Origin of the sequence: Streptomyces sp. V4I23 (assembly GCF_030817975.1) — a bacterium.
GTDB lineage: Bacteria > Actinomycetota > Actinomycetes > Streptomycetales > Streptomycetaceae > Streptomyces.
Map to the genome: position 1 here is coordinate 4,793,195 of NZ_JAUSZW010000004.1, position 22,849 is coordinate 4,816,043.

At 68.3% G+C, this 22,849-nt stretch carries 23 protein-coding genes and 1 pseudogene; 14 read left to right on the plus strand and 10 right to left on the minus strand.

Annotated elements, in window-relative coordinates; translation table 11 throughout:
• Positions 1-33: 33 nt before the first annotated feature.
• Complete coding sequence (locus QFZ82_RS24140) at positions 34-1,302, plus strand: ATP-binding protein (RefSeq protein WP_307715144.1); 1,269 nt, start codon at positions 34-36, stop codon at positions 1,300-1,302.
• Positions 1,303-1,315: 13 nt separating this feature from the next.
• Here the strand turns inward: QFZ82_RS24140 and QFZ82_RS24145 are convergent, their stop codons facing one another.
• Positions 1,316-1,831, minus strand: a complete 516-nt coding sequence (locus QFZ82_RS24145; protein ID WP_307715145.1) for a GtrA family protein — start codon at positions 1,829-1,831, stop codon at positions 1,316-1,318.
• 194 nt (positions 1,832-2,025) lie between these two features.
• Here QFZ82_RS24145 and QFZ82_RS24150 point away from each other — a divergent pair, with 194 nt between their 5' ends.
• From QFZ82_RS24150 to QFZ82_RS24160, 3 genes are read left to right on the plus strand one after another with little or no spacing between them, the layout of a single operon-like run.
• The gene (locus tag QFZ82_RS24150; protein ID WP_373429439.1) at positions 2,026-3,144 is read left to right on the plus strand and encodes a 5-(carboxyamino)imidazole ribonucleotide synthase; all 1,119 of its coding nucleotides are present in this window, start codon (positions 2,026-2,028) and stop codon (positions 3,142-3,144) included.
• 5 nt (positions 3,145-3,149) lie between these two features.
• Positions 3,150-3,671 (plus strand): 5-(carboxyamino)imidazole ribonucleotide mutase, encoded by a 522-nt coding sequence (gene purE, locus QFZ82_RS24155; protein WP_177152397.1) that lies wholly within the window; start codon positions 3,150-3,152, stop codon positions 3,669-3,671.
• Between the two features lie 6 nt (positions 3,672-3,677).
• Positions 3,678-4,877, plus strand: coding sequence for a dipeptidase (locus QFZ82_RS24160; RefSeq protein ID WP_307715147.1), 1,200 nt, complete (start codon positions 3,678-3,680; stop codon positions 4,875-4,877).
• A 48-nt stretch (positions 4,878-4,925) separates the two neighbouring features.
• Here the strand turns inward: QFZ82_RS24160 and QFZ82_RS24165 are convergent, their stop codons facing one another.
• The gene (locus QFZ82_RS24165; RefSeq protein WP_307715148.1) at positions 4,926-5,288 is read right to left on the minus strand and encodes a VOC family protein; all 363 of its coding nucleotides are present in this window, start codon (positions 5,286-5,288) and stop codon (positions 4,926-4,928) included.
• 83 nt (positions 5,289-5,371) lie between these two features.
• On the opposite strand from QFZ82_RS24165, the gene QFZ82_RS24170 reads away from it, so the two are divergent.
• Positions 5,372-5,878 carry a CGNR zinc finger domain-containing protein gene (locus QFZ82_RS24170; protein ID WP_307715149.1) on the plus strand — a complete coding sequence of 169 codons (507 nt, stop codon included), beginning with the start codon at positions 5,372-5,374 and terminating at the stop codon, positions 5,876-5,878.
• 26 nt (positions 5,879-5,904) lie between these two features.
• Here the strand turns inward: QFZ82_RS24170 and QFZ82_RS24175 are convergent, their stop codons facing one another.
• Positions 5,905-7,242: a UDP-glucose/GDP-mannose dehydrogenase family protein gene (locus QFZ82_RS24175; RefSeq protein ID WP_307715150.1), complete on the minus strand. Its 1,338-nt coding sequence runs from the start codon at positions 7,240-7,242 to the stop codon at positions 5,905-5,907.
• A gap of 175 nt (positions 7,243-7,417) precedes the next feature.
• Here QFZ82_RS24175 and QFZ82_RS24180 point away from each other — a divergent pair, with 175 nt between their 5' ends.
• Positions 7,418-8,575: an acyl-CoA dehydrogenase gene (locus QFZ82_RS24180; protein WP_307715151.1), complete on the plus strand. Its 1,158-nt coding sequence runs from the start codon at positions 7,418-7,420 to the stop codon at positions 8,573-8,575.
• A 54-nt stretch (positions 8,576-8,629) separates the two neighbouring features.
• Here QFZ82_RS24180 and QFZ82_RS24185 read toward each other — a convergent pair whose 3' ends face one another.
• The 6 genes and pseudogenes from QFZ82_RS24185 to QFZ82_RS24210 all read right to left on the minus strand — a co-directional run bounded on the left by QFZ82_RS24185 (position 8,630) and on the right by QFZ82_RS24210 (position 13,999).
• Complete coding sequence (locus QFZ82_RS24185; RefSeq protein ID WP_307717825.1) at positions 8,630-9,247, minus strand: dihydrofolate reductase family protein; 618 nt, start codon at positions 9,245-9,247, stop codon at positions 8,630-8,632.
• Between the two features lie 110 nt (positions 9,248-9,357).
• Positions 9,358-10,101, minus strand: coding sequence for a DISARM system phospholipase D-like protein DrmC (drmC, locus tag QFZ82_RS24190; protein ID WP_307715152.1), 744 nt, complete (start codon positions 10,099-10,101; stop codon positions 9,358-9,360).
• Positions 10,098-10,262, minus strand: coding sequence for a hypothetical protein (locus QFZ82_RS24195; protein WP_307715153.1), 165 nt, complete (start codon positions 10,260-10,262; stop codon positions 10,098-10,100). Before QFZ82_RS24195 ends, drmC begins: the two co-directional genes overlap by 4 nt.
• A gap of 20 nt (positions 10,263-10,282) precedes the next feature.
• Positions 10,283-10,903, minus strand: a pseudogene (drmB, locus tag QFZ82_RS24200) (DrmB family protein); the annotation flags it as partial.
• A complete protein-coding gene (gene drmB, locus QFZ82_RS24205) occupies positions 10,800-11,957 on the minus strand; it encodes a DrmB family protein (RefSeq protein ID WP_307715154.1) in 1,158 nt (385 codons plus the stop codon). The pseudogene drmB (QFZ82_RS24200) and the gene drmB (QFZ82_RS24205), both read right to left, overlap by 104 nt.
• Positions 11,954-13,999 (minus strand): helicase-related protein, encoded by a 2,046-nt coding sequence (locus QFZ82_RS24210; RefSeq protein ID WP_307717826.1) that lies wholly within the window; start codon positions 13,997-13,999, stop codon positions 11,954-11,956. The genes drmB (QFZ82_RS24205) and QFZ82_RS24210 overlap by 4 nt, the downstream gene beginning before the upstream one ends.
• A gap of 101 nt (positions 14,000-14,100) precedes the next feature.
• Between QFZ82_RS24210 and QFZ82_RS24215 the strand changes: the two genes are divergently transcribed.
• The 7 genes from QFZ82_RS24215 (at position 14,101) to QFZ82_RS24245 (ending at position 20,053) form a co-directional block, all read left to right on the plus strand.
• Complete coding sequence (locus QFZ82_RS24215) at positions 14,101-14,259, plus strand: hypothetical protein (RefSeq protein WP_307715155.1); 159 nt, start codon at positions 14,101-14,103, stop codon at positions 14,257-14,259.
• A 539-nt stretch (positions 14,260-14,798) separates the two neighbouring features.
• On the plus strand, positions 14,799-15,929 hold the full coding sequence (locus QFZ82_RS24220; protein ID WP_307715156.1) for a reverse transcriptase family protein: 1,131 nt from the start codon (positions 14,799-14,801) through the stop codon (positions 15,927-15,929).
• 28 nt (positions 15,930-15,957) lie between these two features.
• Entirely contained in the window at positions 15,958-16,470 is a 513-nt protein-coding gene (locus QFZ82_RS24225; RefSeq protein ID WP_307715157.1) for a hypothetical protein, read from the plus strand.
• Between the two features lie 222 nt (positions 16,471-16,692).
• Positions 16,693-17,064: a hypothetical protein gene (locus QFZ82_RS24230; RefSeq protein WP_307715158.1), complete on the plus strand. Its 372-nt coding sequence runs from the start codon at positions 16,693-16,695 to the stop codon at positions 17,062-17,064.
• Positions 17,061-18,296: an RNase A-like domain-containing protein gene (locus QFZ82_RS24235; RefSeq protein ID WP_307715159.1), complete on the plus strand. Its 1,236-nt coding sequence runs from the start codon at positions 17,061-17,063 to the stop codon at positions 18,294-18,296. Before QFZ82_RS24230 ends, QFZ82_RS24235 begins: the two co-directional genes overlap by 4 nt.
• Before the next feature lie 20 nt (positions 18,297-18,316).
• Positions 18,317-19,012: a contact-dependent growth inhibition system immunity protein gene (locus QFZ82_RS24240; RefSeq protein WP_307715160.1), complete on the plus strand. Its 696-nt coding sequence runs from the start codon at positions 18,317-18,319 to the stop codon at positions 19,010-19,012.
• A gap of 390 nt (positions 19,013-19,402) precedes the next feature.
• Positions 19,403-20,053, plus strand: coding sequence for a contact-dependent growth inhibition system immunity protein (locus QFZ82_RS24245; protein WP_307715161.1), 651 nt, complete (start codon positions 19,403-19,405; stop codon positions 20,051-20,053).
• Positions 20,054-20,095: 42 nt separating this feature from the next.
• Here the strand turns inward: QFZ82_RS24245 and QFZ82_RS24250 are convergent, their stop codons facing one another.
• Entirely contained in the window at positions 20,096-21,847 is a 1,752-nt protein-coding gene (locus tag QFZ82_RS24250) for a hypothetical protein (protein ID WP_307715162.1), read from the minus strand.
• 309 nt (positions 21,848-22,156) lie between these two features.
• Here QFZ82_RS24250 and QFZ82_RS24255 point away from each other — a divergent pair, with 309 nt between their 5' ends.
• Complete coding sequence (locus QFZ82_RS24255; RefSeq protein ID WP_307715163.1) at positions 22,157-22,807, plus strand: hypothetical protein; 651 nt, start codon at positions 22,157-22,159, stop codon at positions 22,805-22,807.
• Positions 22,808-22,849 lie beyond the last annotated feature (42 nt).

A 22,849-nucleotide genomic window follows, 5' to 3' on the forward strand; every position in this document is an offset into this window, starting at 1 on the left:
GGCACACGCCATGAGCCCTGACACGCAGACCCCATGCGCCGCCGTCTGATCCACTCCACGCTCGCCGTGGTGCTCGTCGTGATCGCCGTCTTCGGTGTCTCGCTGGTCCTCGTCGAGACCCGCACCATCAGCAGCAGCGCGCAGGAGAGCGTGGACTCGGAGGCGCTGCGCCTGGCCAGCATCGTCGACAGCAGGCTGGTCGGCGGCGAGCCGGTCAATCCGGACATCATCGCCCAGCAGGGCGACGTCACCCGCTACGCCCTGATCCGCATCGCCGGCCGCGACCCCATCGAGATCGGCAAGCGTCCCGGCGGCAGCGTCATCCGCGGCACCGCCGAGGGCGAGCGCAACATCACGGTCACCGTGGAGGAGTCTCGCTCGGTGGTGACGCGCGAGGTCGGCCGGTCGCTGCTGATCATCGGCGCGGTCGCGCTGGTCGCCGTCGTCGCGGCCGTGCTGCTCGCGGTACGGCAGGGAAACCGGCTCGCCGCGCCGCTCACCGACCTCGCCGAGACCGCCGAACGGCTCGGCTCCGGCGACCCCCGCCCCCGCCACCGGCGCTACGGGGTCCCCGAACTGGACCGGGTCGCCGATGTGCTGGACGCCAGCGCCGAGCGGATCGCCCGCATGCTCACCGCGGAGCGCAGGCTCGCCGCGGACGCCTCCCACCAGCTGCGCACCCCGTTGACCGCGCTGTCGATGCGGCTGGAGGAGATCACGGTCACCGACGACCCGGAGACCGTGAAGGAGGAGGCGAGCATCGCGCTGAACCAGGTCGAGCGGCTCACCGACGTCGTGCAGCGGCTCCTGACGAACTCGCGCGATCCCCGGATCGGTTCCGCCGTCGCCTTCGACCTCGACGAGGTCGTCAAGCAGCAGCTGGAGGAGTGGCGCCCGGCCTACCGCAGCGCGGGCCGCGCGATCGTCCACTCCGGCCGTCGCGGCATGCAGGCCGTCGGAACCCCGGGCGCGGTCGCCCAGGTGCTCGCCGCGCTCATCGAGAACTCGCTCATGCACGGCGGGGGCACGGTCGCGGTACGGACCCGGGTGACCGGCAACCAGGCCGTCGTCGAGGTGACGGACGAGGGGCCCGGCGTGCCGGCGGACCTCGGGGCCCGCATCTTCGAGCGGACCATCAGCGGCCGCAACTCCACCGGCATCGGCCTGGCCGTGGCCCGGGACCTCGCCGAGGCGGACGGCGGCAGGCTCGAACTGCTCCAGCAGCACCCGCCGGTCTTCGCCCTGTTCCTGAGTAAGGTCGCCCCCAAGCGCAAGGACGATGCCGGGCCGACCGTGAGGTGACGCGGCCGCCGGATCAGCGGGCGGCGCGGCCCGGCACGGGCTCCGGCCCGGCCCCCGCCCGGCGCTGCTCCAGGAGCGATTCGGCCTGCTGGACGGGCAGCGCCCGGAAGACCCAGGTCCGGTACGACCAGAACCGGAACAGCGTCGCTATCCCTATGCCGAGGAACTTGAACATGTTGTTCTGCAGCGGGGTGTTCCAGCCGAGGCCGTACGTCGCCGCGTACAGGATGCCGTGCTCGATCACCAGGCCGGCCCCGCTGAACGCCAGGAACAGCGTCAGTTCCCGGGTCCGGCCGCTCCTGTCGCGGTCACGGTAGGTGAAGTAGCGGAAACCCACGTAGTTGAAGCAGATCGCGACGAGCGTGGCGATGATCGACGCCCGGACGACCGGGATCTCGGTCGTGCTCCGCACCAGGTTGAAGACCCCGAGGTTGACGAACACGCCCGCGCCGCCCACCGCGCCGAACTTGGCGACCTCGCGCGCGAGCTGCCGCACCCGCTCGCGCAGTCCTCCGCCTGGTTCACTCATGGGGGACCAGCCTCATCGGATCGGCAGCGTCGAGCGGCAGCGTCGACACCGCCATGCTAACCAGCGGCTCTCCGGGTCGCCTGTGAGTCCTGAGAGTGATGTGACGGCCGCTACATCGCTTGTCGGAACCTACGGCGGACAGGGCCGGTCGGCTCGGCAGATACCCTGAAGGGGTGACGTTCCCGGTAGTCGGCATGGTCGGCGGCGGTCAGCTCGCCCGTATGACCCATGAGGCGGGTATCCCCCTCGGCCTGAAATTCAAGCTCCTCAGTGACACCCCCCAGGATTCGGCGGCCCAGGTCGTCAGCGATGTCGTCATCGGCGACTACCGCGACCTGGACACCCTGCGTGAGTTCGCGCGCGGCTGTGACGTGATCACCTTCGACCACGAGCACGTGCCGTTCGAGCACCTGCGGGCTCTGGAGGCGGACGGCATCCCCGTCCGGCCGGGCCCCGACGCGCTGGTGCACGCCCAGAACAAGGGCGTCATGCGCGCCAAGCTCACGGAGATCGGCGCGCCCTGCCCGCGCCACCGGATCGTGGCGGACCCGGCCGACGCGGCCGCCTTCGCCGAGGAGGGCGGGGGCTTCCCGATCATCCTCAAGACCGTGCAGGGCGGATACGACGGCAAGGGCGTGTGGTTCGTCCGTACGCAGGCGGACGCCGAGGCCCCCTTCAAGGCCGGTGTGCCGGTCCTCGCCGAGGAGAAGGTCGACTTCGTCCGCGAGCTCGCGGCGAACATCGTCCGGTCCCCGCACGGCCAGGCCGTCGCCTACCCCGTCGTCGAGTCGCAGCAGGTCGACGGCGTCTGCGACACGGTGATCGCGCCCGCGCCCGGCCTGTCGGACGAGCTGGCCGGCGAGGCACAGCAGCTGGCGCTGCGCATCGCCGAGGAGCTCGGCGTCGTCGGCCATCTCGCGGTCGAGCTGTTCGAGACGGCGGACGGGCGGCTGCTCGTCAACGAACTCGCGATGCGCCCGCACAACTCCGGCCACTGGACCCAGGACGGCGCGGTGACCTCCCAGTTCGCCAACCACGTCCGTGCCGTGCTCGACCTGCCGCTCGGCGACCCGCGCCCGCGTGCCAAGTGGACCGTGATGTGCAATGTTCTGGGCGGCGACTACCCCGACATGTACGCGGCCTACCTCCACTGCATGGCGCGGGACCCGCAGCTGAAGATCCACATGTATGGCAAGGACGTGAAGCCCGGCCGCAAGGTGGGGCACGTCAACACCTACGGCGACGACCTGGACGACGTGCTCGAGCGCGCCCGCCACGCCGCCGGCTATCTGCGAGGAACGATCACCGAGTGAGCAGCATGAGCCCCGTCGTCGGCATTGTCATGGGATCCGACTCCGACTGGCCCGTCATGGAGCTGGCCGCGCAGGCCCTGGACGAGTTCGAGATCGAGTACGAGGTCGACGTCGTCTCCGCGCACCGCATGCCGCGCGAGATGATCGCGTACGGCGAGGAAGCCGCCGGCCGGGGTCTCAAGGCGATCATCGCGGGCGCCGGGGGAGCTGCCCACCTGCCGGGCATGCTGGCCTCCGTCACCCCGCTGCCCGTGATCGGTGTCCCCGTTCCGCTGAAATACCTCGACGGCATGGACTCGCTGCTGTCCATCGTGCAGATGCCGGCGGGCGTCCCCGTCGCCACCGTCTCGGTCGGCGGCGCACGCAACGCCGGCCTGCTGGCCGCCCGCATCCTGGCCACGCAGGACGAGGAACTGCTCGGCCGGATGCGCGAGTTCCAGCAGGAGCTGAACGACCAGGCCACGGAGAAGGGCAAGCGTCTGCGTTCCAGGGTCGGAGGTGCGGAGTCCTTCGGCTTCGGGAAGTAACAGCCCATGGACACCCCCACGGACCACCTCCGCCGGGCGCGGGAGCTGCTCGCCGCCCATCCCGTCGTCGACGGCCACAACGACTTGCCCTGGGCGCTGCGCGAGCACGTCCGCTACGACCTGGACCGGATGGACATCGCCGGTGACCAGAGGGGCCGCTTGCACACCGACATCCCGCGGCTGCGCGCCGGCGGGGTCGGCGCGCAGTTCTGGTCCGTGTACGTGCGCAGCGACATGGCGGGTGACGAAGCGGTCAGTGCCACGCTGGAGCAGATCGACATCGTCGACCAGCTGATCACCCGCTACCCGGCGGACCTCGTGCGGGCGCTCAGCGCCGAGGACATGGAGATCGCCCGATCCGAGGGCCGTATCGCGTCCCTGATGGGCGCCGAGGGCGGTCACTCCGTCAACAACTCGCTCGCCACACTGCGCGCCCTGTACGCGCTGGGCGTGCGCTACATGACGCTCACGCACAACGACAACATCGCGTGGGCGGACTCGGCGACCGACGAGCCGGGCGTGGGCGGCCTGTCCGCGTTCGGCCACGAGGTCGTCCGCGAGATGAACCGCATCGGCATGCTCGTCGACCTCTCGCACGTCGCCGCGACGACGATGCGCGACGCGCTCGCCACCTCGGCGGCGCCGGTGATCTTCTCGCACTCCTCGTCCCGTGCGATCTGCGACCACCCGCGCAACATCCCCGACGACGTGCTGGCCCTGCTGCCCGCCAACGGGGGCGTCGCGATGGCCACCTTCGTACCGAAGTTCATCCTGCCCGCGGCCGTCGAGTGGACGCGGGCCGCGGACGAGAACATGCGCGCGCACGGGCTGCACCATCTGGACACCACGCCGCAGGCCATGAAGATCCACGAGGCGTTCGAGGCCGCGAACCCGCGGCCGGTCGCGACCGCGGCGACCGTCGCGGACCATCTCGACCACATGCGCGAGGTCGCCGGCGTCGACCACATCGGCATCGGCGGCGACTTCGACGGGACGGCCTTCACCCCGGCCGGCCTCGACGACGTGGCGGGCTACCCCAACCTGATCGCGGAGCTGCTCGGCCGCTGCTGGTCGGAGGCCGACCTGGCCAAGCTGACCTGGCAGAACGCGGTCCGTGTGCTGCGCGCCGCCGAGGACGTGGCCCGCGATCTCCAGGAGCTGCGCGGCCCGTCCAGCGCGACGATCGACCAGCTCGACGGGGTGTGACGGACGGGGGGTGCGCCGCTCCTCGGCGGCGCACTGCCCGAACGCAACTCAGCAGGCGCAGAGACAGAACGGGTGACCGGCCGGGTCGGCGTACACCCGCCAGCTCCGCTTGCGGTCCGCGGCGTCCAGCACGGTCGCGCCGATCGCCAGGACTCGCTCCTCCGCCGCGTCCATGTCCTCGACGGTCACATCGAGGTGGAACTGCTGCGACTTTTCGGGCGACGGCCACTTCGGCGGCACGTGTCCGGGCGAGAGCTGGAAGGCGAGGGGCGCGCCCGGCACGCCCTTCAGGTCGACCCAGCCCTCGCTGTCGTCCTCGATCTCCCCGCCGAGCAGCTCGGCGTAGAAGCGCCCGAGAGCGACCGGGTCGGGACAGTCCAGGACGACGGCTCCGAGTTTCGCGATGCTCATGCTTCCTCCTTGGTGTTACCCCTATGCACGCTCAACCGGTAACGGTTACTGCATGGTCCCGCATAGGAGGTAACGTCGCAAGCATGAATGACAGGGCACCCGCTCCTGGAGGCCTCGCGCTGATCGAGGCCCTGGTCAACACGCTGGACATCGACAGCGGTGCGGACAGCCTCGACGCGCCGGAGGCACAGGCGCGATTCGCCCTCACGCCGCAGGACGTGCCCGCGGCCCGTGTCCTGCGCGAAGCCCTGCGCGAGGCATGCCTGGCCCATGCGGGTCACGGGACGTCGACCGCCCTCGACGCCCTCCTCGCCGACGCGCCGCTGCGCGTCACGGTGTCCCCGTCCGGCGAGGCCGCGCTGCGCCCGTCGGGCCCGCCGACTCTGCTCGCGCGGGTCGCCGAAGCCGTCGCGACGGGGGCGGCGGACGGTACATGGATGCGCCTCAAGGCGTGTGAGGCCGACGACTGCCAGTGGGCGTACTACGACCGCAGCCCGGCGGCCCGCAGCCGCTGGTGCTCCATGGCGGTGTGCGGCGCCCGCGCCAAGATGCGCACCTACCGGGCCCGCCGTACCGCGGGCGCCGACTGACGGGCGGCGGACCGCCCCGGACCGGATCAGGCCCGCGGGCGTCCCATGGCGCGGTAGGTCCAGCCGGCCTCGCGCCACTGGTCGGGGTCGAGGGCGTTGCGGCCGTCCAGGATGATCGGGGTCGTCACGGCCTCGCCCAGTTCCGCCGGGTCGAGGTCGCGGAACTCGCGCCACTCGGTCAGGTGCAGCACCACGTCCGCGCCGCGTACCGCCTCCAGCGCCGAGTCGGCGTAGCCCAGGGTGGGGAAGAGGCGGCGTGCGTTGTCCATGCCCTTGGGGTCGTAGACCGTGACCTGGCCGCCCTGGAGGTGGATCTGGCCGGCGACGTTGAGGGCGGGGGAGTCGCGGACGTCGTCGCTGTCGGGCTTGAAGGTGGCGCCCAGCACCGCCACCCGCTTGCCGAGGAACGAGGAGCCGCCGACGGCTTCCCGGGCCAGCTCGACCATGTGGCCGCGGCGGCGCATGTTGATGGAGTCGACCTCGCGCAGGAAGGTCAGGGCCTGGTCCGCGCCCAGCTCGCCGGCGCGCGCCATGAACGCGCGGATGTCCTTGGGCAGGCAGCCGCCGCCGAAGCCGACCCCGGCCCGCAGGAACTTCTTCCCGATGCGCTCGTCGTGCCCGATCGCCTCCGCCAGCTTCGCCACGTCACCGCCGGCGGCCTCGCAGACCTCGGCCATGGCGTTGATGAAGGAGATCTTGGTCGCGAGGAAGGAGTTGGCGGCCGTCTTGACGAGTTCGGCGGTGGGGAAGTCGGTCACGACGAAGGGCGAGCCCTCGGCCACGGGCGTCGCGTAGACCTCGCGGAGCAGCTTCTCGGCGGCCTCGCTGCGCACGCCGACGACGATGCGGTCGGGGTGCAGGGTGTCGTCGACGGCGAAGCCCTCGCGCAGGAACTCCGGGTTCCACGCCAGCTCCACGTCGCCCGGGGCCCGCTCGTCGAGGAGGGCCGCCAGCCGGTCGGCGCTGCCGACGGGAACGGTGGACTTGCCGACGACCAGGGCCGGGCGGGTCAGCCGGGGGGCGAGGGAGGCGAAGGCCGCGTCGACATAGGACATGTCGCAGGCGTACTCGCCGTGCTTCTGCGGTGTGTTCACGCACACGAAGTGGACGTCGCCGAACTCGCCGACCTCCTCCCACGACGTGGTGAAGCGCAGCCGCCCGGTCGAGCCCTCGATTCCGGCGACGTGCTTGCGCAGCAGCTCCTCGAGACCGGGCTCGTACATCGGTACCCGCCCCGCCGAGAGCATCTCGATCTTCTCCGGGACGACGTCCAGCCCCAGCACCTCGAATCCCAGCTCCGCCATCGCCGCGGCGTGCGTGGCGCCGAGGTAGCCGGTGCCGATCACCGTGATCTTGAGGGCCATACGGATGCTCCAGTGCCGATGCGTGCGGGGTCCGCGCCCGAGCATATCGGCCGTGTCCGGGGTCCTCCCGGCATCGGATGACAGCGCTGTCGGCAAACTCACGTAGGCCACGGTCGACGCCGCCGTCTAAAATTGGGTTACTTAACGGTAGTTAGCACTTGGGGAGTGAGAGACCTTGGCAGGATCGGCCGATTTCGATCTGTACCGCCCGTCCGAAGAGCACGACATGCTCCGCGAAACGGTCCGCTCCCTCGCCGAGGCGAAGATCGAGCCGTTCGCCGCCGCGGTCGACGAGGAGGCGCGCTTCCCGCAGGAGGCGCTCGACGCGCTCGTCTCGTCCGACCTGCACGCCGTGCACGTACCGGAGTCCTACGGCGGTGCGGGCGCCGACGCCCTCGCGACCGTGATCGTGATCGAGGAGGTCGCCCGCGTCTGCGCGTCGTCCTCCCTGATCCCGGCCGTCAACAAGCTGGGCTCGCTGCCGGTGATCCTCTCCGGCTCCGAGGAGCTGAAGAAGAAGTACCTGGGCCCGCTCGCCAAGGGCGACGCGATGTTCTCCTACTGCCTCTCCGAGCCCGACGCGGGCTCGGACGCGGCCGGCATGAAGACCAAGGCCGTGCGCGACGGCGACTTCTACGTCCTCAACGGCGTGAAGCGCTGGATCACCAACGCCGGTGTCTCCGAGTACTACACGGTCATGGCCGTCACGGACCCTTCGATGCGTTCCAAGGGCATCTCCGCCTTCGTCGTCGAGAAGTCCGACCCGGGCGTCTCCTTCGGCGCGCCGGAGAAGAAGCTCGGAATCAAGGGCTCGCCGACGCGCGAGGTCTACCTCGACAACGTCCGCATTCCCGCGGACCGCATGATCGGCGCGGAGGGCACGGGCTTCGCGACGGCGATGAAGACCCTGGACCACACCCGCATCACGATCGCGGCGCAGGCTCTCGGCATCGCGCAGGGCGCGCTCGACTACGCCAAGGGCTACGTCAAGGAGCGTAAGCAGTTCGGCAAGCCGATCGCGGACTTCCAGGGCATCCAGTTCATGCTCGCGGACATGGCGATGAAGATCGAGGCCGCCCGTCAGCTGACCTACGCGGCCGCCGCCAAGTCCGAGCGCGGCGACGCCGATCTGACCTTCCAGGGCGCGGCGGCGAAGTGCTTCGCCTCCGACGTGGCGATGGAGGTCACCACGGACGCGGTCCAGCTGCTCGGCGGCTACGGCTACACCCGTGACTACCCCGTCGAGCGCATGATGCGCGACGCCAAGATCACGCAGATCTACGAGGGCACGAACCAGGTCCAGCGCATCGTCATGGCCAGGAACCTCCCGTAGTGACCCGGACGACGGCCCCCGGCAGCGCGTTGGGGGCCGTCGGCATGTCCGGCCCTACCGCTCGTCCTGCGGGAGGTGCGTCTTCGCGTCCTCGTACGTCCCCTTGCCCGGCTGCTTGGCGGGGGCGTAGAAGAGGTGCAGCACCCCCGTCTCGAAGGTCTCGGAGGAGAGCAGCTTCAGCGGGATCGGAGCGTCGCCCTCGTCGAACAGGCGCATGCCCTTGCGGACGGCGATCGGGTGCACCAGCAGCTGCAGCTGGTCCAGCAGCCCCGCGGCCAGCAACTGCCGGACGACGGAGACGGAACCGCTCATCGCGATGGCGCTGTCGCCCGGCTCCTTCTTCAGCGCCGTGACCGCCTCGACGAGGTCACCCTTGATCAACTCGGAGTTCCGCCAGGTGAACTCCAGCTGCTGCCGCGAGACGACGATCTTCCGGGCGTCGCCGAGGATCTTGGCGAAGGGAGCGTCCTCACCACCGGCCGCCTCCCGCTCGGGCCAGGCGCCGGCGAAGCTGTCATAGGTCCTGCGACCCAGGATCAGGGTGTCGGCCCTGCCGAGGACCGAGTCGACGGCGGCGCCCATCTCGTCGTTGAAGTAGGGGAAGTGCCACTGGTCGGGCGCCTCCACGACTCCGTCGAGCGAGATGAACAGCTGCGCGATGATCTTCCTCATGCCGGCCTCCACAAGTAATCGGTGCTCTCCCCTCAGTAGACGGCATGGGCCGGCCGGACTCATCGGTGACGCGACGCCGGGATCCGATGGCACGGACGTCGCGCGATAGGTCAAACGGGCTGTAGGAAGCCGGCTTCCGGTCCTGTGAGCCAGCGCAGGTGGTCCACCAGCCGCCCCACGGTCCGCGGGTCGCGCAGGATGATGCCTATCTCCACGTTGTCGCTGAGTGCACGATCGGTGAGGTTCGCGCTGCCCAGCAGAGCGATTCGGCGGTCGGCCGCTATTACCTTGGCGTGCAGACTGCCGCGGGCAGAGACGTCCGCGCGGTGCCAGATACGGACCTGGCCATGGAGCTGGCCGAAGGCCCGCGCAGCTGCGGTGGACTCCTCCAACAGGAGGTCTATACGGACGTTCCGGTCGGCGGCAGCGCGGAGTTCCGTCACGATCTCCGCGATCTTGTAAGCGGCGAAGCTTGCTATGAGCAATGAGTCGCGCGCTGATCGGATGACATCGATGGCAATGGCGCTGGTAAGGCGGACGGGTATCGCGTGGCTCGTCGGACCGCTTACGACGAGCTCTGCGGGCGGTGCTTCTGTCTGCTCGTAGGCATCCGCTGTCGAGAGGGACAGAGCGATGGCCGTTCCTGGCAGACCGGGCGCTTCGTCCCGCCATGCTGCCCGCATCGCGCCCAATTGCGAGGACAGACCAGCCGCCGGATGAGCTGCCGCCCATCTGTCGAGCAGAGGGTCTGCCGGACCATCGGCCAGGCGTAGGTGGCGCTGGGGGTCGGACATGCGGTGGGACGGCAGCCGCTTCGCGAGGGCCGCGAGGAGCACGGGAAGTCTGCCGTTCATGACAGGAAGGCCCTGAGGTCCCCTGCCAGGGTCTCGACGAGCAGCGCTCGGTCCAGGTAGTGGTTGCCCCGTTCGCACGAGGTCTCGGCGGCGAAGAGGCATGCGTGACAGGCGGCCCCGTGCAGGCGGCCGTGGACACGGGGGTCGTGTTCCGCGCACATGGGGTCGGAGCTGCAAAGGCGGGCCTTTCGAGGGCTTGGTCGATGACGGGCCCGAGGCGGTCCCGGTGGCCGAGGGAGACCAAGCCGCCCAGAGTGCCTTCGCTGTCGGGCGCTGCCGTGTACAGCAGGATGCCAGCCATGGGGTCTTTCCCGGAACGGGCGTAGACGCGCTCGGCGATTCCAGAGGCGCCATAGCCGCATTCGAGGGCGAAAGCGCGGATCAGGACGTGGGCGAGCGTGTGCAGGAGCACGTACCGGATGCCGGGCCACTGGGGCTCGATCCCGCGTGCCAGGCACCAGGTCACATGCGTCGCTTTGAGTACCCTCTCGCGGGCGAGGACCTCGGGACGCTTCTCCCAGTCGGCGAGGCGCTCCTCGCGGAAGGCCAGGAACACGCCCTCACCCCGCAGTTCGGCGCACGGGACCCAGGCGGGCGGTTCTCTGGTGAGGGACGCTGCATTGTGGGCTGTCGGTTCGTCATCCTGCGGCAGCCACTCCGGGGCGTCGATCCGGGTGAAGCCGGTGAGGGCGGACACCTCACGCAGGCGGTGCACGAGGATGACCCGCTCCAGCCAAGGGGAGGCGGTGGAGGGCACGGCCACCGATTCCGTGGTGAAGTCCGGCAGGGTGTACTGGTGCGGTGCGGTGAAGGCTTTCCACTCCGGAGTCGCCAGGTCGAAGCCCTCGTCGTCCGATTCGGGTGCGGAGGAGATGGACCGGGAGAGTGGCCGCCTCGTCGGTGACCGCCTTCCACACCTTCTCCGCTCCATAGGGCTCGAGTTCGGGCCAGCAGGCCTGCGTCAGCAGCAGCATTTTGGCGGCCTCCGCGGGGAGGGCCGCGAGAGGGCTGAGCGAGCTCCAGTGCTCGCGTACGGCTTGGGTCAGCGGTTCCTCCGCCCTTGGCAGGCTGAACACCCGCAGCTGGCAGGCGAACCAGCTGTTGGTGGCGCCGAGCGCGATGGTGCGGACCCGTTCGTCGCAGGTTTCGAAGGTGCCGAGGTGGGGGTGGTGCCCCCGACAGGCGGGCAGTTCCCGCTCGCCCCGCTTGCCCATGGCCTCTGCCATGGACCGATCGGGCACGTTCGCGCAGGAGCACTCCACGAAGATGTTCGCCGCCTCGCCCGTGGTGCCGCGTTCGCGCAGGCTGAGCGTGCAGTCGGGTGCGGCGGCGGCACCGCGGTGGACGAAGTACTGCCAGGGGAAGTCGTCCATGTGGCCGGCCGGGCAGGCGATGAGGAACCGAGCCGGTACGGCGGTGGGCCGTCGGCCGCCGGTGCCGAAGCAGGTGTGTACGTACCGTGTGTTCTCGGGCCGGAAGTAGTGCTCTTCCAGCTCGAACAGTCCGGACGACGCAGGCGACAGCTGGTTGCACTGCTCGCGGGAGCAGCGCAGCCACCTCGGGAACAGCGCCACCGGAACACCGACCCTTGTCCACTCGCCGAACGGGTCGGAGGTCTCCTGCATCTGTGGCGGCATCCGGAGCGTCGTGACCTGGGGGCCCAGCCGCCTTCGCACCGCGGCGAGCAACCGGTCCTCGGTCAACGGGGTTGCCCTGACGAGATCCCAGTGGTCGAGGCCCATCACCATGGTGGACAGGTTGGGCAGGTCCGCGACTGATCCCACTCCGTAGGTGTGCAGCAGCTGGCTGGGGCGCGGTTCGCCGACCCGCAGGGGGCCGTTGGACGGTGTGCTCACGGCTGCCCCCAGAGGGTGTCTGCGGTATCTGCGGTGTCGCCTTCGGACGGGGGCCGGGGCACGAACGGCGGCTCGGTGACGGGGTCCTGTCCGACATCACCTACGAACATCAGCTGGACGGGTGGCTCCACTTCGCGCAGCGAGGTGGGGCAGGTCATCAGCCGCCAGCCGGCTCCGTCGGGCTTCTTCAGCAACGGGGTGAGGTCGCCCTGGCGGCTCGCGGTGCTGTAGCCGAGGACTGCTCCGGGTGCCTTGCGGCGCAAGTCCCAGTGGTCGAGCCGTTGTTTGAGACGGGTGACGAGTTCCGCTCCGGTGTGCTTGACGTCGGTGACGTCCTCGGCACGACGCTGCAGAGAGCGCACGACGTGGTCGGCGAGTTCGCCACGGACGTCGAAGAACTGCGCTCCCCGATTGCCGTTGTACTGCTGCTTGAGGTTGCGCACGAGCGAGGCCAGCACCCCGGTGAGTCCTCGGTCCAGGGCACGGTCCGCGAAGGGCGTCACGGACAGGGCTTCGACGTGCTGGTAGACGGTGGCATGGAAGGACTCGAACGTCTCGTAGTGGGAGAGGTCCCGCGGGCGGGCCCAGTTGAGGACGGTGAACACCAGCCCGGGGGAACGCCGGCCGACGCGGCTGGTGGCCTGGATGTACTCGGCGGTCGACTTGGGCTGATTGTTGACTACCATCGCGCCGAGCCGGGAGACGTCAACGCCGACGGCGATCATGTTGGTGGCGAGAAGGACGTCGATGGGACGGGCGGTGCCCTTCTTCCTCATGCCGGTGAAAGTGAGTTCGAGCTTCTCCAGAATGCCGGGAATGGCGTCGGAGGACATGCGGGAGGTGAGTTCTGCCGGTTCGCCGATGTAGCGGACGGCGAGGTCGCGGCGGTCGGCGCGGATGAGCCGAGTGGAGATGTCGTCCTCCACCAGACGGCGCATGCCACCCAGATCACGGAGGCTGTTGAAGTAGCCCACCAGCGTCATGTACGGGTCTGTGAGCTCGGTCCGTCCGTAGCGCTGGTGGAGCAGTTCGGCGGCGGCCAGCTGGGCGACGTACACCCGGATCGCGACGGACTTGGTCCGCACGCCCTGCGCGCAGATCCCCACGTACCGGCGACCGGGCTTGACATCGGTCGCGCGGCGACGGGCGAAGAAGTTGTCGTCGGCGGTGAGGCCGGGCGGAGGGAAGACGGCGGTCCTGCGGCTGAACAGGTCTCTTATCTGCCGTTCGGCTCGCCGCACGGTGGCGGTGGAGGCGATCACCTTGGGACGCACCGTGCGCCCCGGCTCGACGTCCCAGCACGCGAGCCGGTCGATGGCCGCTTCGTAGAGCCCGGTCAGCGAGCCGAGAGGCCCGGAGATCAGGTGCAACTCGTCCTGAACGATGAGGTCCGGGGGCCTCACCCGGGGCACGTCGACCGTCGTTGCCGCCGGATGGTTGCCCTGGGCCGGATGGCTATGGCGCTCCCATTCGCTGTCGACGGCGTCGGCCGCCACGTATCCGTGGCGTGTGCACCGCTTGGATACCTGACCGAACAGGGCCTGTGTCTCTCCCTTCCAGGGAAGCTGGGCGAACTTGTCGACCGTGGCGATGACAAGGCTGGGCGGCAGCCGGTAGATCTCCTCGTCGACGACGAGCACCGGGAGCCCCCGCTCGTCGGCCGGCACACCGAAGGCACCCTCGCCGAACGGACACGCGAAGGCGTCGGGGCAGGTGATGATCGTGCGACGCAGGACCGTGTCGACGGTGATGTCCCGACCGGCGTCGAGCTTGGTGCCGCACCAGGGGCAACTGGTCAGCTGGTGTGGCGACCCGGAGCGGCTGCGCCGACCCCGGCCCTTCTCCTTGCGGCGATCCTTGAGCCAGGTGCTCGCCTGGTCGGTGTTGTTCGGCGTGACGCCGCCGCCCACCCACAGTCCGATACGGAATGGGGCGGTGCCCCAGAGCGCCGGGTCGGCCCTGCGGATCGTCTCGCAGGCGCAGATGAGGGCTGCGGCGCGCTGGAACTGCTGGATGGTGAGCAGACGCAAGGTGTAATGCATCAGCACGGCCACGCCGTGTTCGGCGTCCAGGCCGCCGAGGGAGGGCAGCCGGCGCCGTATCGCCAGAGTGAAGGCTGTCCCACCTGTGCAAGGACGCCGTGGTGAGGCTCGACGAACTCGGTTTTGGGGACCGTACGGAGATCCAGCGGCTCAGGTTCACCGGCAAGCAACGGCTGTACGGCTTTCTGGTGGGCAACGTCTTCGTCCTGTGGTGGGATCCGGAGCACGAGGTCTATCCGTCGCCTCTCAAGCACACCTGATCGGGCCACATCGTTCTCGAGGGGGAGCACAGATGTCCGACGAACCTGAGCCCGTTCCGCCGGCCGAAGCAGTGCGGAAGCTGCTCCATGCGCTGGCGCGAGGCGTTCGCCACGACGAAGGACTGACGCGCGCCCTGACCGACGGCCCGTGGCCGCTGGGACCAGTGCTCCACAGAGCAACGGAACTCGAACTGATCCGAGGGCGCCACCTCACCGACGCGGGCCGATTGGTACTCGGGGAGCCGGTGTACTGGCGCAGCCGCAGGGCCGCGGAGGCTCGACTGGAATCAGCCAACTTTGCGCGTGAGCACAGGTGTTACTGCGGATCATGCGTGGAAACAGGCTGTACCACCTTGCCGACCCCCTACTACCCTTTGTCCCTCAGGGAGGGGCGCTGAGATCTAGTACTGCCGGTTCCGTCGGAACCGGCCCAACCGGGTCTCGCAAGAGCCCGGGGGCAGGACCGCGCCGTGGGTGCGGCCCGTGAAGCAACTTCCGCGTGACGCTGAGGTCGGGCCGGGAGGAGAAAGTAAAGGTAGATGGTCAGCGCCTCCCCTCATCTCTACCTGAAGTCCGTCCCGGCCACCCGCTCGTCGCGGGCCGCCGAACGGGCACTGCGGCAGTCGGCGGCCGCTGAGGCGCGTGGTCTGCCCCCGGTGGTCACCCTTGGACATCTGGCGCATCTCACGGGAGTTTCCTACGGCAGCCTGCGCCGCGCGGTCGAGCGTCGCGGCTTCCACTACCGGCCGATTCACACCCCGGGACAGGCCGACAGAGGCCCCAGGAAGCTCCTTGCTCCCGAACCTGAGCTGATGACGGCCCAACGCTGGATCCTCCACGAGATCCTGGACGGCCTGCCCGTGCACCCCAGCGCCTTCGCGTACGTGCGGGGCCGATCCGTCGCGGAATGCGCCCGCAGACACCTGGGCGCGGACTGGCTGATGAAAATGGACATCGAGGACTTCTTCGGATCGATAGGCGAGCGCCGGATCCACCAGGCCTTCAGGAAGGCCGGGTACCAGCCACGGATCTCCTACGAGCTGACACGCCTCTGTACCTGGGAGGACAGCAAGGACGCGGTCGACCCCCAGCGGGCGGACCGCTACCCCAAGATCACCGCCTACCAGCGGGGCTGGGGAGGATTCCTTCCTCAGGGGGCGCCCACCAGCGGTGCGCTCGCGAACCTGGCGGTGCGCCCGATGGACGATCGGCTCGCGAGCATCGCCGCCCGCCACGGCCTCGTCTACACCCGGTACTCGGACGACATGGTCTTCTCGGGCGGGACCACCCCGTTCTCCCGGTCTGCGGCGGTCGCGCTGCTCAGGGAGTTCAGCCACACCGTGCAGGGGTTCCGCTTCACGGTCAACACTCGCAAGACCCGTGTCGTCCCGCCGGGCGCCCGCAGGGCCGTGCTCGGGCTCCTGGTCGACGGAGACGCCCTGCGCCTCACCCCGGACTTCAAGGCCAGGCTCCGCGGCCACCTGTACGGCATCGAGAAGTTCGGGCTCCGGTCCCACCAGCAGCACCGCGACCTCGCCTCGCTGGCGGGCATGGTCAATCACATCGACGGTCTGATCGCCTACGCCCTCGGCGCCGAGGCAGAGTGGGCCCGTCCGGTCCGTGAACGGTGGCAGGCTGCGTTGAGTGCACAGGGCTGGACGTTCGACTGACACAACAGGGGCGGGGCGGAGCAACGGCATGCGCTACAAGAACGAAGACCAGATCAAGAAGGCGCTGGGGATCGATTCCTGGAGACATCTCTCCAAGGACAAGATGGTCAGATTCGTGGCCATGATGCCCGACATGAGCACCGAGGTGGCTCTGAAGATCGTCGAGCAGTTCCCCGCGTTCAAGGACTTCGCCAAGAACGCCGTGGACATGATGCAGAAGGCGCACGAGTCCACGCTCACGGCCAACGAGCGGAGCCAGGAGCATGTGCACCGGTCCTTCCAGGAGATCAGGGAGATCCTCCGGAGGGAACTCGACAAGGGTGACCTGACCTGGGAGCAGCGGAAGTACCTCATCGAGCAGATCCAGGAGACCGGAAGGCAGCAGTCGCAGAAGGACAGCGAGAACAAGAAGTTCCTGGACGGGGCGCTCGGAAAGGCGCTCGCCGGCGCGGGTGTGCTGGCGGCCCTGGGCGTAGCCTTCGTCGGCGGAAGGGTGATGGCCGAGAGCAAGGACAGCCCCGAGGACTCCCTGGAGGCTTGACCTTGATTCTTCAACGGGGTCGCTGACCTCCCCCTCTGTCAGCCTTGGGCCTTCACGCCTCGTGCGGCGAGTCCGAGCAGGTACTCGGTGTCGTGGCGGTAGCCCGGCGGCGGGGCGGGGTGTTCTGAGCGGCGTCCTTTGACCGATCATCTCCTTGCCGTGTTCACATGTTGATGAGCTACCGTCGTCAGGGATCTGGCCGCAACATGGGGGAGAATTACGGTGGTTGAGGCACCGAAGCAGATACTCGACATCAAGACAGCTGATCTGAAGGCGTCGGCTCCGACGTTCCACGAGCAGAGTGAGGCACTGCGGCTCGCGGCCAAGGTCCTGGCAGAAAAGCTCGGTGAGCTCGGTACGCCCTGGGGCGACGACGAGCAGGGATCGCAATTCGCAGACGTCTACCTGCCGCATGTGAAGCAGATCACGCAGTCGACCGGAATCCTGATAGACGGTTTGGCCAGCATTCACCTGGCAATGACAGACATGGCCGACGGACACATCGAGAATGAGGCTTTGATCGCCGCCATGTTCTCGAGAATCAAGGCGGAAGGCGCCAGGGACGGGGGCGCACGGGACGGCAGCAACCAGTGAGCGTCGAGGAGACCGCCAAGGACGTCCTCATGAAGATGGGGATGTGGTGGCCGGACGCGAACTCGGGCAGCCTGCGCGCGGCGGCAGGGCACTGGCGCGACTACGCTGACGCCGTCGATGAGGTGTGCCGAATATCCAATGGCAAGGCTGCGTCCCTCATCCGCAACAACAAGGGCGAGGCGATCGACGCCTTCGAGGTCTTCTGGGGCCGGTACCACAGGGAGTGTGCCCAGGGCTGGCTCGACGACCTGGCTGCGGTGGCACGTCAGATGGCCAAAGCGCTTGAGGAGTTCGCCGACGCAGTCGACGACGCCATCCAGCAGCTTTGGACAGAGATCGGGATCGCGGCAGCCACCATCGCAGCGGGCATCGGTCTGGCGGTCTTCACTTTCGGTCTCTCCACTGCCGCTTCGGCTGCCGCCGCAACCACCATCATCGAACTTGCGGCAGGGCTCGGGATCACCGTTTCGACGACTGTGGCCAACATCGCAGCGATCACACTTACGGGAGTTGTCTTCGGCAGCATCGAGTCAGTGACGGTCGAGCTCGCGGTCGCCCAACCCTTGAAGATCTCAACCGGCCTGCAGGACGGCTTCAATCTCTCCCAGGCACAGGACGCCGCCGCCTACGGCGCCGCCTTCGGAGGCGCGCTCGGCGCGGGAGCCGGAACCGTGCGAGCCGCATCGGACGCCGGCGGGTTCGTCAAGATGTTTCAGGGGATCCCGATCAACGTGCGGGGCCCCGAACTGGCTTATCCAAACGGGCACCTGCTCCTACGACAAGGCGACTACAACGCGTGGCCACGGTCGAAGCGCAAAGGAGCGACCCAGCCAAAGTACAGAGCAGATCTGCCTGGCGATGAAGGAATGAAGGGCTCGCATACTCTCGACCGGCATGCAGACAAGACCGACCAAGAGCTGCGCTCCCGACTGCGCGAAGACAAGAACATCACCGGCAGCTCCAGCTTCCTTGACGAGTCATCTGCACAGCGATTCGTCGACGAGGCGATGCTCCAGAAACAGAGCGAGGTGAAAAGATGGCTCGAGAATACAACATCTGCACAGAAGGTCGTCCAGGCCAGATTCGATGAAGTCACGGGGCGCAGCCTCTCCCGCGAAGACTTCATTCGCGGTACCGGGCCTCACGACGTCCAAGGCGTCAAGCTGATCATCCGACGAGACCCTGACATGCCGAACGGCTATCGCATCCACACCGCCTACCCGACCTCCTAGCCCGACCGAGGAAGATTCCAGTGACCCATCCCCGAGATCTCAGGGACTACGAGCGGTTCCCCGCCCTCCACGAGCTGCTCGACGCATATGCAGAGACCGGCTACGCCTTCACGGACACCGCAGACGAGCCAGGGCCCGCACTACAGTCATATGCTCGAATTGCCGTTCAGTCGCCGGGCCGCCTGCACATGCTAATCAGCGAGATCAACGATCTTGTTCGACTGGGGTTGTTCAGCGCCGATATCGCAGACGACGTGGACCTACTGCCACGAATCAAGCCCCCGGCCGGTCGAACTGTTGAGCAGTGCCTCGAAGTCGCCAAGATCCACCTGGAGCGGATCGCGTCCGGAGCACCTTTTGCGCAGACGGCCCATCCTCAGAATCCATGGGAATGGCGTAAACGCTTCCCTGAACTGCATCAACTACTCGGATCCTACTTCCATCAAGATTTCTCCCTGGACTACGCGTCTCACAAAGAAGCCCTCGACGACTACCTCACAGGAAGCGACGAAGAGGCTCTCAAACGGGCGGCGATGGAAATCCACACACTGCTCTCGACCATCGAAACCGACAGAGAACTCAGCGTCGCGACTGACGCCCTTGGCCTTGAGGTAGTGCCACCGAAGAACGTGACTCTTCGGCAATGGCTGAGCGACATCAGGAGCATCATCATCCATCGTCTTCGTGGTTCACCAGAACGCACGCAAAGCCGCTGAACTGCGCGACCAGGCAACCCGTTTCGGAAGTTGTGTCGAGTCATGCTCACGCCGATGAACTCGTCGAAGTGTGCCGAAAGGTCAAACTTCTTCTTGTTCCCGGCGAGCCAGGCCGTGATCTCCTTTTGGTGACCTGCCATGGCGGCGTCTGTCTCGAAGCAGCAGGTGCCCATTGGGGGTCCGAGAGGGGCAGACGACCACCCTCCCGAGGCGAGGTCATGAGCTTGACATGCGACGAATGGGAAACGGGCCCAGTCCCTAAAATGCCCGGCGGGTGGAATGGGGCAGTGGCGTGCAAGTCGTTCTCCAAGCGCGACCCGTCGGCCGATCGGGGTATCGGATCCTCACCTCTTATCCCATCAGCTAACACAGAAACCGGTTGATGCATCAATGACGTTGATCAACGACCGCTTCAAGGAACTGCGGAACCTGCTGCGTTCCTATGAGGAGACCGGTTACACCTTCGATGACGCCCCCGATCGCCCCGGAGCGGCGCTCTCTGCGTTCTTTCGTCAAGCCGCACGCCACCCCGGCCAGGCCGCCGCAGTAGCGGCCGAGATTGACGATCTCCTTTCGAAGGGGCTGTTCAGTGAAGAGATCGCGGAAGATGTCGATCTCTTGCCGCACATCAACCCTCCCTCTGGTGCGACCGTAGAGGAATGCCTTCTCCTCGTCCGTCAGCATGTGGCTCATTTTCTTGAGGCACCCGAGCGGCCGACCCTGGTCACGCCCCAGACGGCTTGGGAGTGGAAGGGGCGCTTCCCTGAACTGTCACACTTCCTGAGCGCCTACTTCCATCAAGATTTCGAGACTGAGTACGCCTCGCACAGGGAGGCGGTAGATGATTATCTGGACGGCGTTTCAGAGAGCGACCTGCGCACCGTCATCACAGAGATTCAAGATTTTCTGGATATGAATGCAGACGATGCTTCTCTGCGTGCAGCCAGCGGGATACTCGGTCTGCGTATCAGTCCGCCAAAGGGCGTCTCCTTGCGGCGCTGGCTGAACGACGTACGCGAGATAATCGCTCATCGTAAGTAGCCTTTTCGGCGATGTCAGGGAGCCCTGGTCCGATGGACTCGATCACGACCTTCTGGTCGCCGAGGCCCGCGGGATGCGGCGTGGTGGCATCTCCGTCGGCGGCGTGCCGTGGGCTGCCCAGGCGCGTTGCTGCTCCTGCCGCCAGACGATCGCCAGTACCTGGTCGGACACGGGCCGGATGAACCCCAGTCGGGCGAGGATGTCCCGGGCTTCGGGCGGGGGACCGCCCGCCTGGGTAGTGATCAGGGCACTCAGGATCGGCACGTCGTCCGTCACCTTGCCCTCGGCGCGCACGAGGGTACGGAGGAGTCCGGTGGGCGGGAGTCTCGTCGCCACGCTGCCCTGCGGGCCGAACAGGTCGGAGACGGTGACCGTGCCACGACGGTGTGCCACCGTGACCAGATGGCGCCGCAGCTCCCGCAGGAGCGTGTCACCCCGCTGGACCGACTGTTCCAGAGCGGTGATCCGCTTGCTCAACTCCCTCTGCTGCCCTTGGGCCTTCCAGGCGCGGTAGGCGACTCCGCGCCGGCCGGCCTCGCGCCACTGCTTCTCCCAGGACCGGGCCTGCTCGATCGCGTTCGTCAGCTTCCGCCGGTCCTCCTCGCCCGCGAAGTCCAGCAGCTCGTGTGCCGTGGCCAGAAGCCTCTTCATGCGCGCCGTGTCGCGCCGGATCGTCTCCTGCCGTTTGCGGTCACCGCCCTGCGGTGAACCTTGGTGCGCCGAGAAGAGCCTCCGTGTCTGCTGGGCGCACCACTCGTCCCCGGCGTGTCCGCCGGGCACGAGGCGGCCGAGTGACCTCGCGTGGTCGCGGAAGTACGGAAGGGCGTGGCCGTTGTCCCTGCGGATCAGGGCGGACAGCAGCGGTTCCGTCGGGCGGGTCGCGGCGTCCACCATGCTGAGCAGTGTGCGGCAGCGGGAGGGGGCGAAGGTGTGGAGGTCGAGCCCGGTGATCTTTGCCAAGTCGCGCCAGGTCGTGGTCTCCCCGTGCGCGGCGCAGTACTCCAGGTAGTCCCGCACGACGAAGGCGGCCTTCTGGACGGGAGTTGCCGGGGTCGCCGGGGTCGCGGGCCGACGCTGGTGGCGTGCGCCGTCCGCCGTGCTCCCCTGCGGCTCGGGGCGGTACGGGGCCTTCTGGCGGTAGCGCGCGACGGGTGTTCCGGGTGGGGCGGCCTGGCGGGCGGCCGGTGTCATCAGACCGGCTGACGTGACCCAGCAGGCGTCGAGGTCCTGCCATGTGACACGGCCTCCGGGTAACTCGGTGCCGATCTGGACGCGTCGCTGCAACAGACCGTCGTTCCGCTTGCTGACCATGCGGAGCCGCAGGGCGTACCCGCGCCGGGCGCAGAGTTCGCGGGGCGTGGGGGTGTGCTCCCCGAGCAGCACTTCGTCGTAGCCGCCGCTGAGCGCGAAGTCCACCGCGGCGCGCGGCAGGGACGACCCGGCGTAGGGACAGTAGAAGCGCAGCTTCAGCCCGGGGGCGGGAAGGAAGGCGTCCAGGTACGTCCAGTCGCCGTCGGTCTGCTTGCTCGGTTCGAGCCGGTGGTCGAGCCCGCACGTCTCCAGCCAGCGGCGCACCCCCCGGCGGAGATACAGGTGGTCCCCACTGTTCTCGCCGGTGAACCGCCGCACGCACCGGTCCCCGGGGCGGTGCGCGAAGTGGCTGACACTGCGGTGGCATATGCGCACGGTCAGGATGTTGCCGCAGCCGCCGAGCAGCGTCCCGCACCAGAACGCGTCCGTGCCGTGGCGCCGCTTCACCAGCATGGCGTCGTCGTGCTCCTTGGGAAGAATCACCGGCTGGTCGGACGTCCGGCTCTGTCGTGCCGTACGCGTGAACCCTCCCGCACCGCACGGGCAGTGTCGTGCGATCCGCAGGGGATGGCGGCGGCGTCAGGCGGGTGGAGGCGTGTCGCCGACCAGGCGCAGAGCCGAGGTGTAGTCCGGTTTGCGTAGTCCATGTAGTGCACACGTGCACGTCGAACCCGGCTCGCGTAGGTGGTCTGAAGCCGAGACCCCAAGCGGAATGATCCATTTCGGTGCGGCTAGGCTGCGCTGCCGCCATCGAGCGGCGCGTCATCGGCACACATGGGGCGGGAGAAGGAAATGGGCGCTTCCGACAGACGGATCGCGTCGCTGCTGCGGCAGATCGCCACGCAGGACGTCGTCGTCCTGCGGCAGGAGATGGCGATCGCCAGGCAGATCGCGGCTCAGGCGTACGTCGCCGAGCAGTACGGCTTCGAGTACGGCGAGGCCCGCCGCGAGGGACCCAGGAAGCAGGTCCTCGCGGTGTACATCTACCGGGACCCGCGGCCCGAGGCGCGGGCCCGCGAGGCCGCGACCATCGCCGCCTTCCCGGAGGCCGGCAGGGGCGGGGCGGCGCCCGGCCTGCAGCCCGGGACGCTGAAGCCGACGGCCGAGGCCGAGGAGGCCGTCGACCGCATCAAGGACCGCATCGGCTACGACGTCATGGCCAAGGCGGCGGACGCCGGCCAGAAGGCGGTCGCCTGGGGCATGTGCGGCGTGCTGGTCGTGGTCCTGTTGCTGGCGCAGATGTACGTGGGCGCGCTGGTGGGCGGCGCGGCGCTGGCCGCGTTCCTCCTCGGCACATTCAGGGTCGGCGAGGCGCGCCGGCAGCGGATCGCGCAGCGCCTGACAGCCGCGGGGTTCACCGCCGTACGCGACGAGCACGGCAGGGACCGCTTCCTGCGACCGGGCCAGCAACTGCCGGGCCACGTCAACCCGTTCGCGGGCTGAGGGCGCACGCGCAAGGGCCCGCCGCACACGCGTGCGACGGGC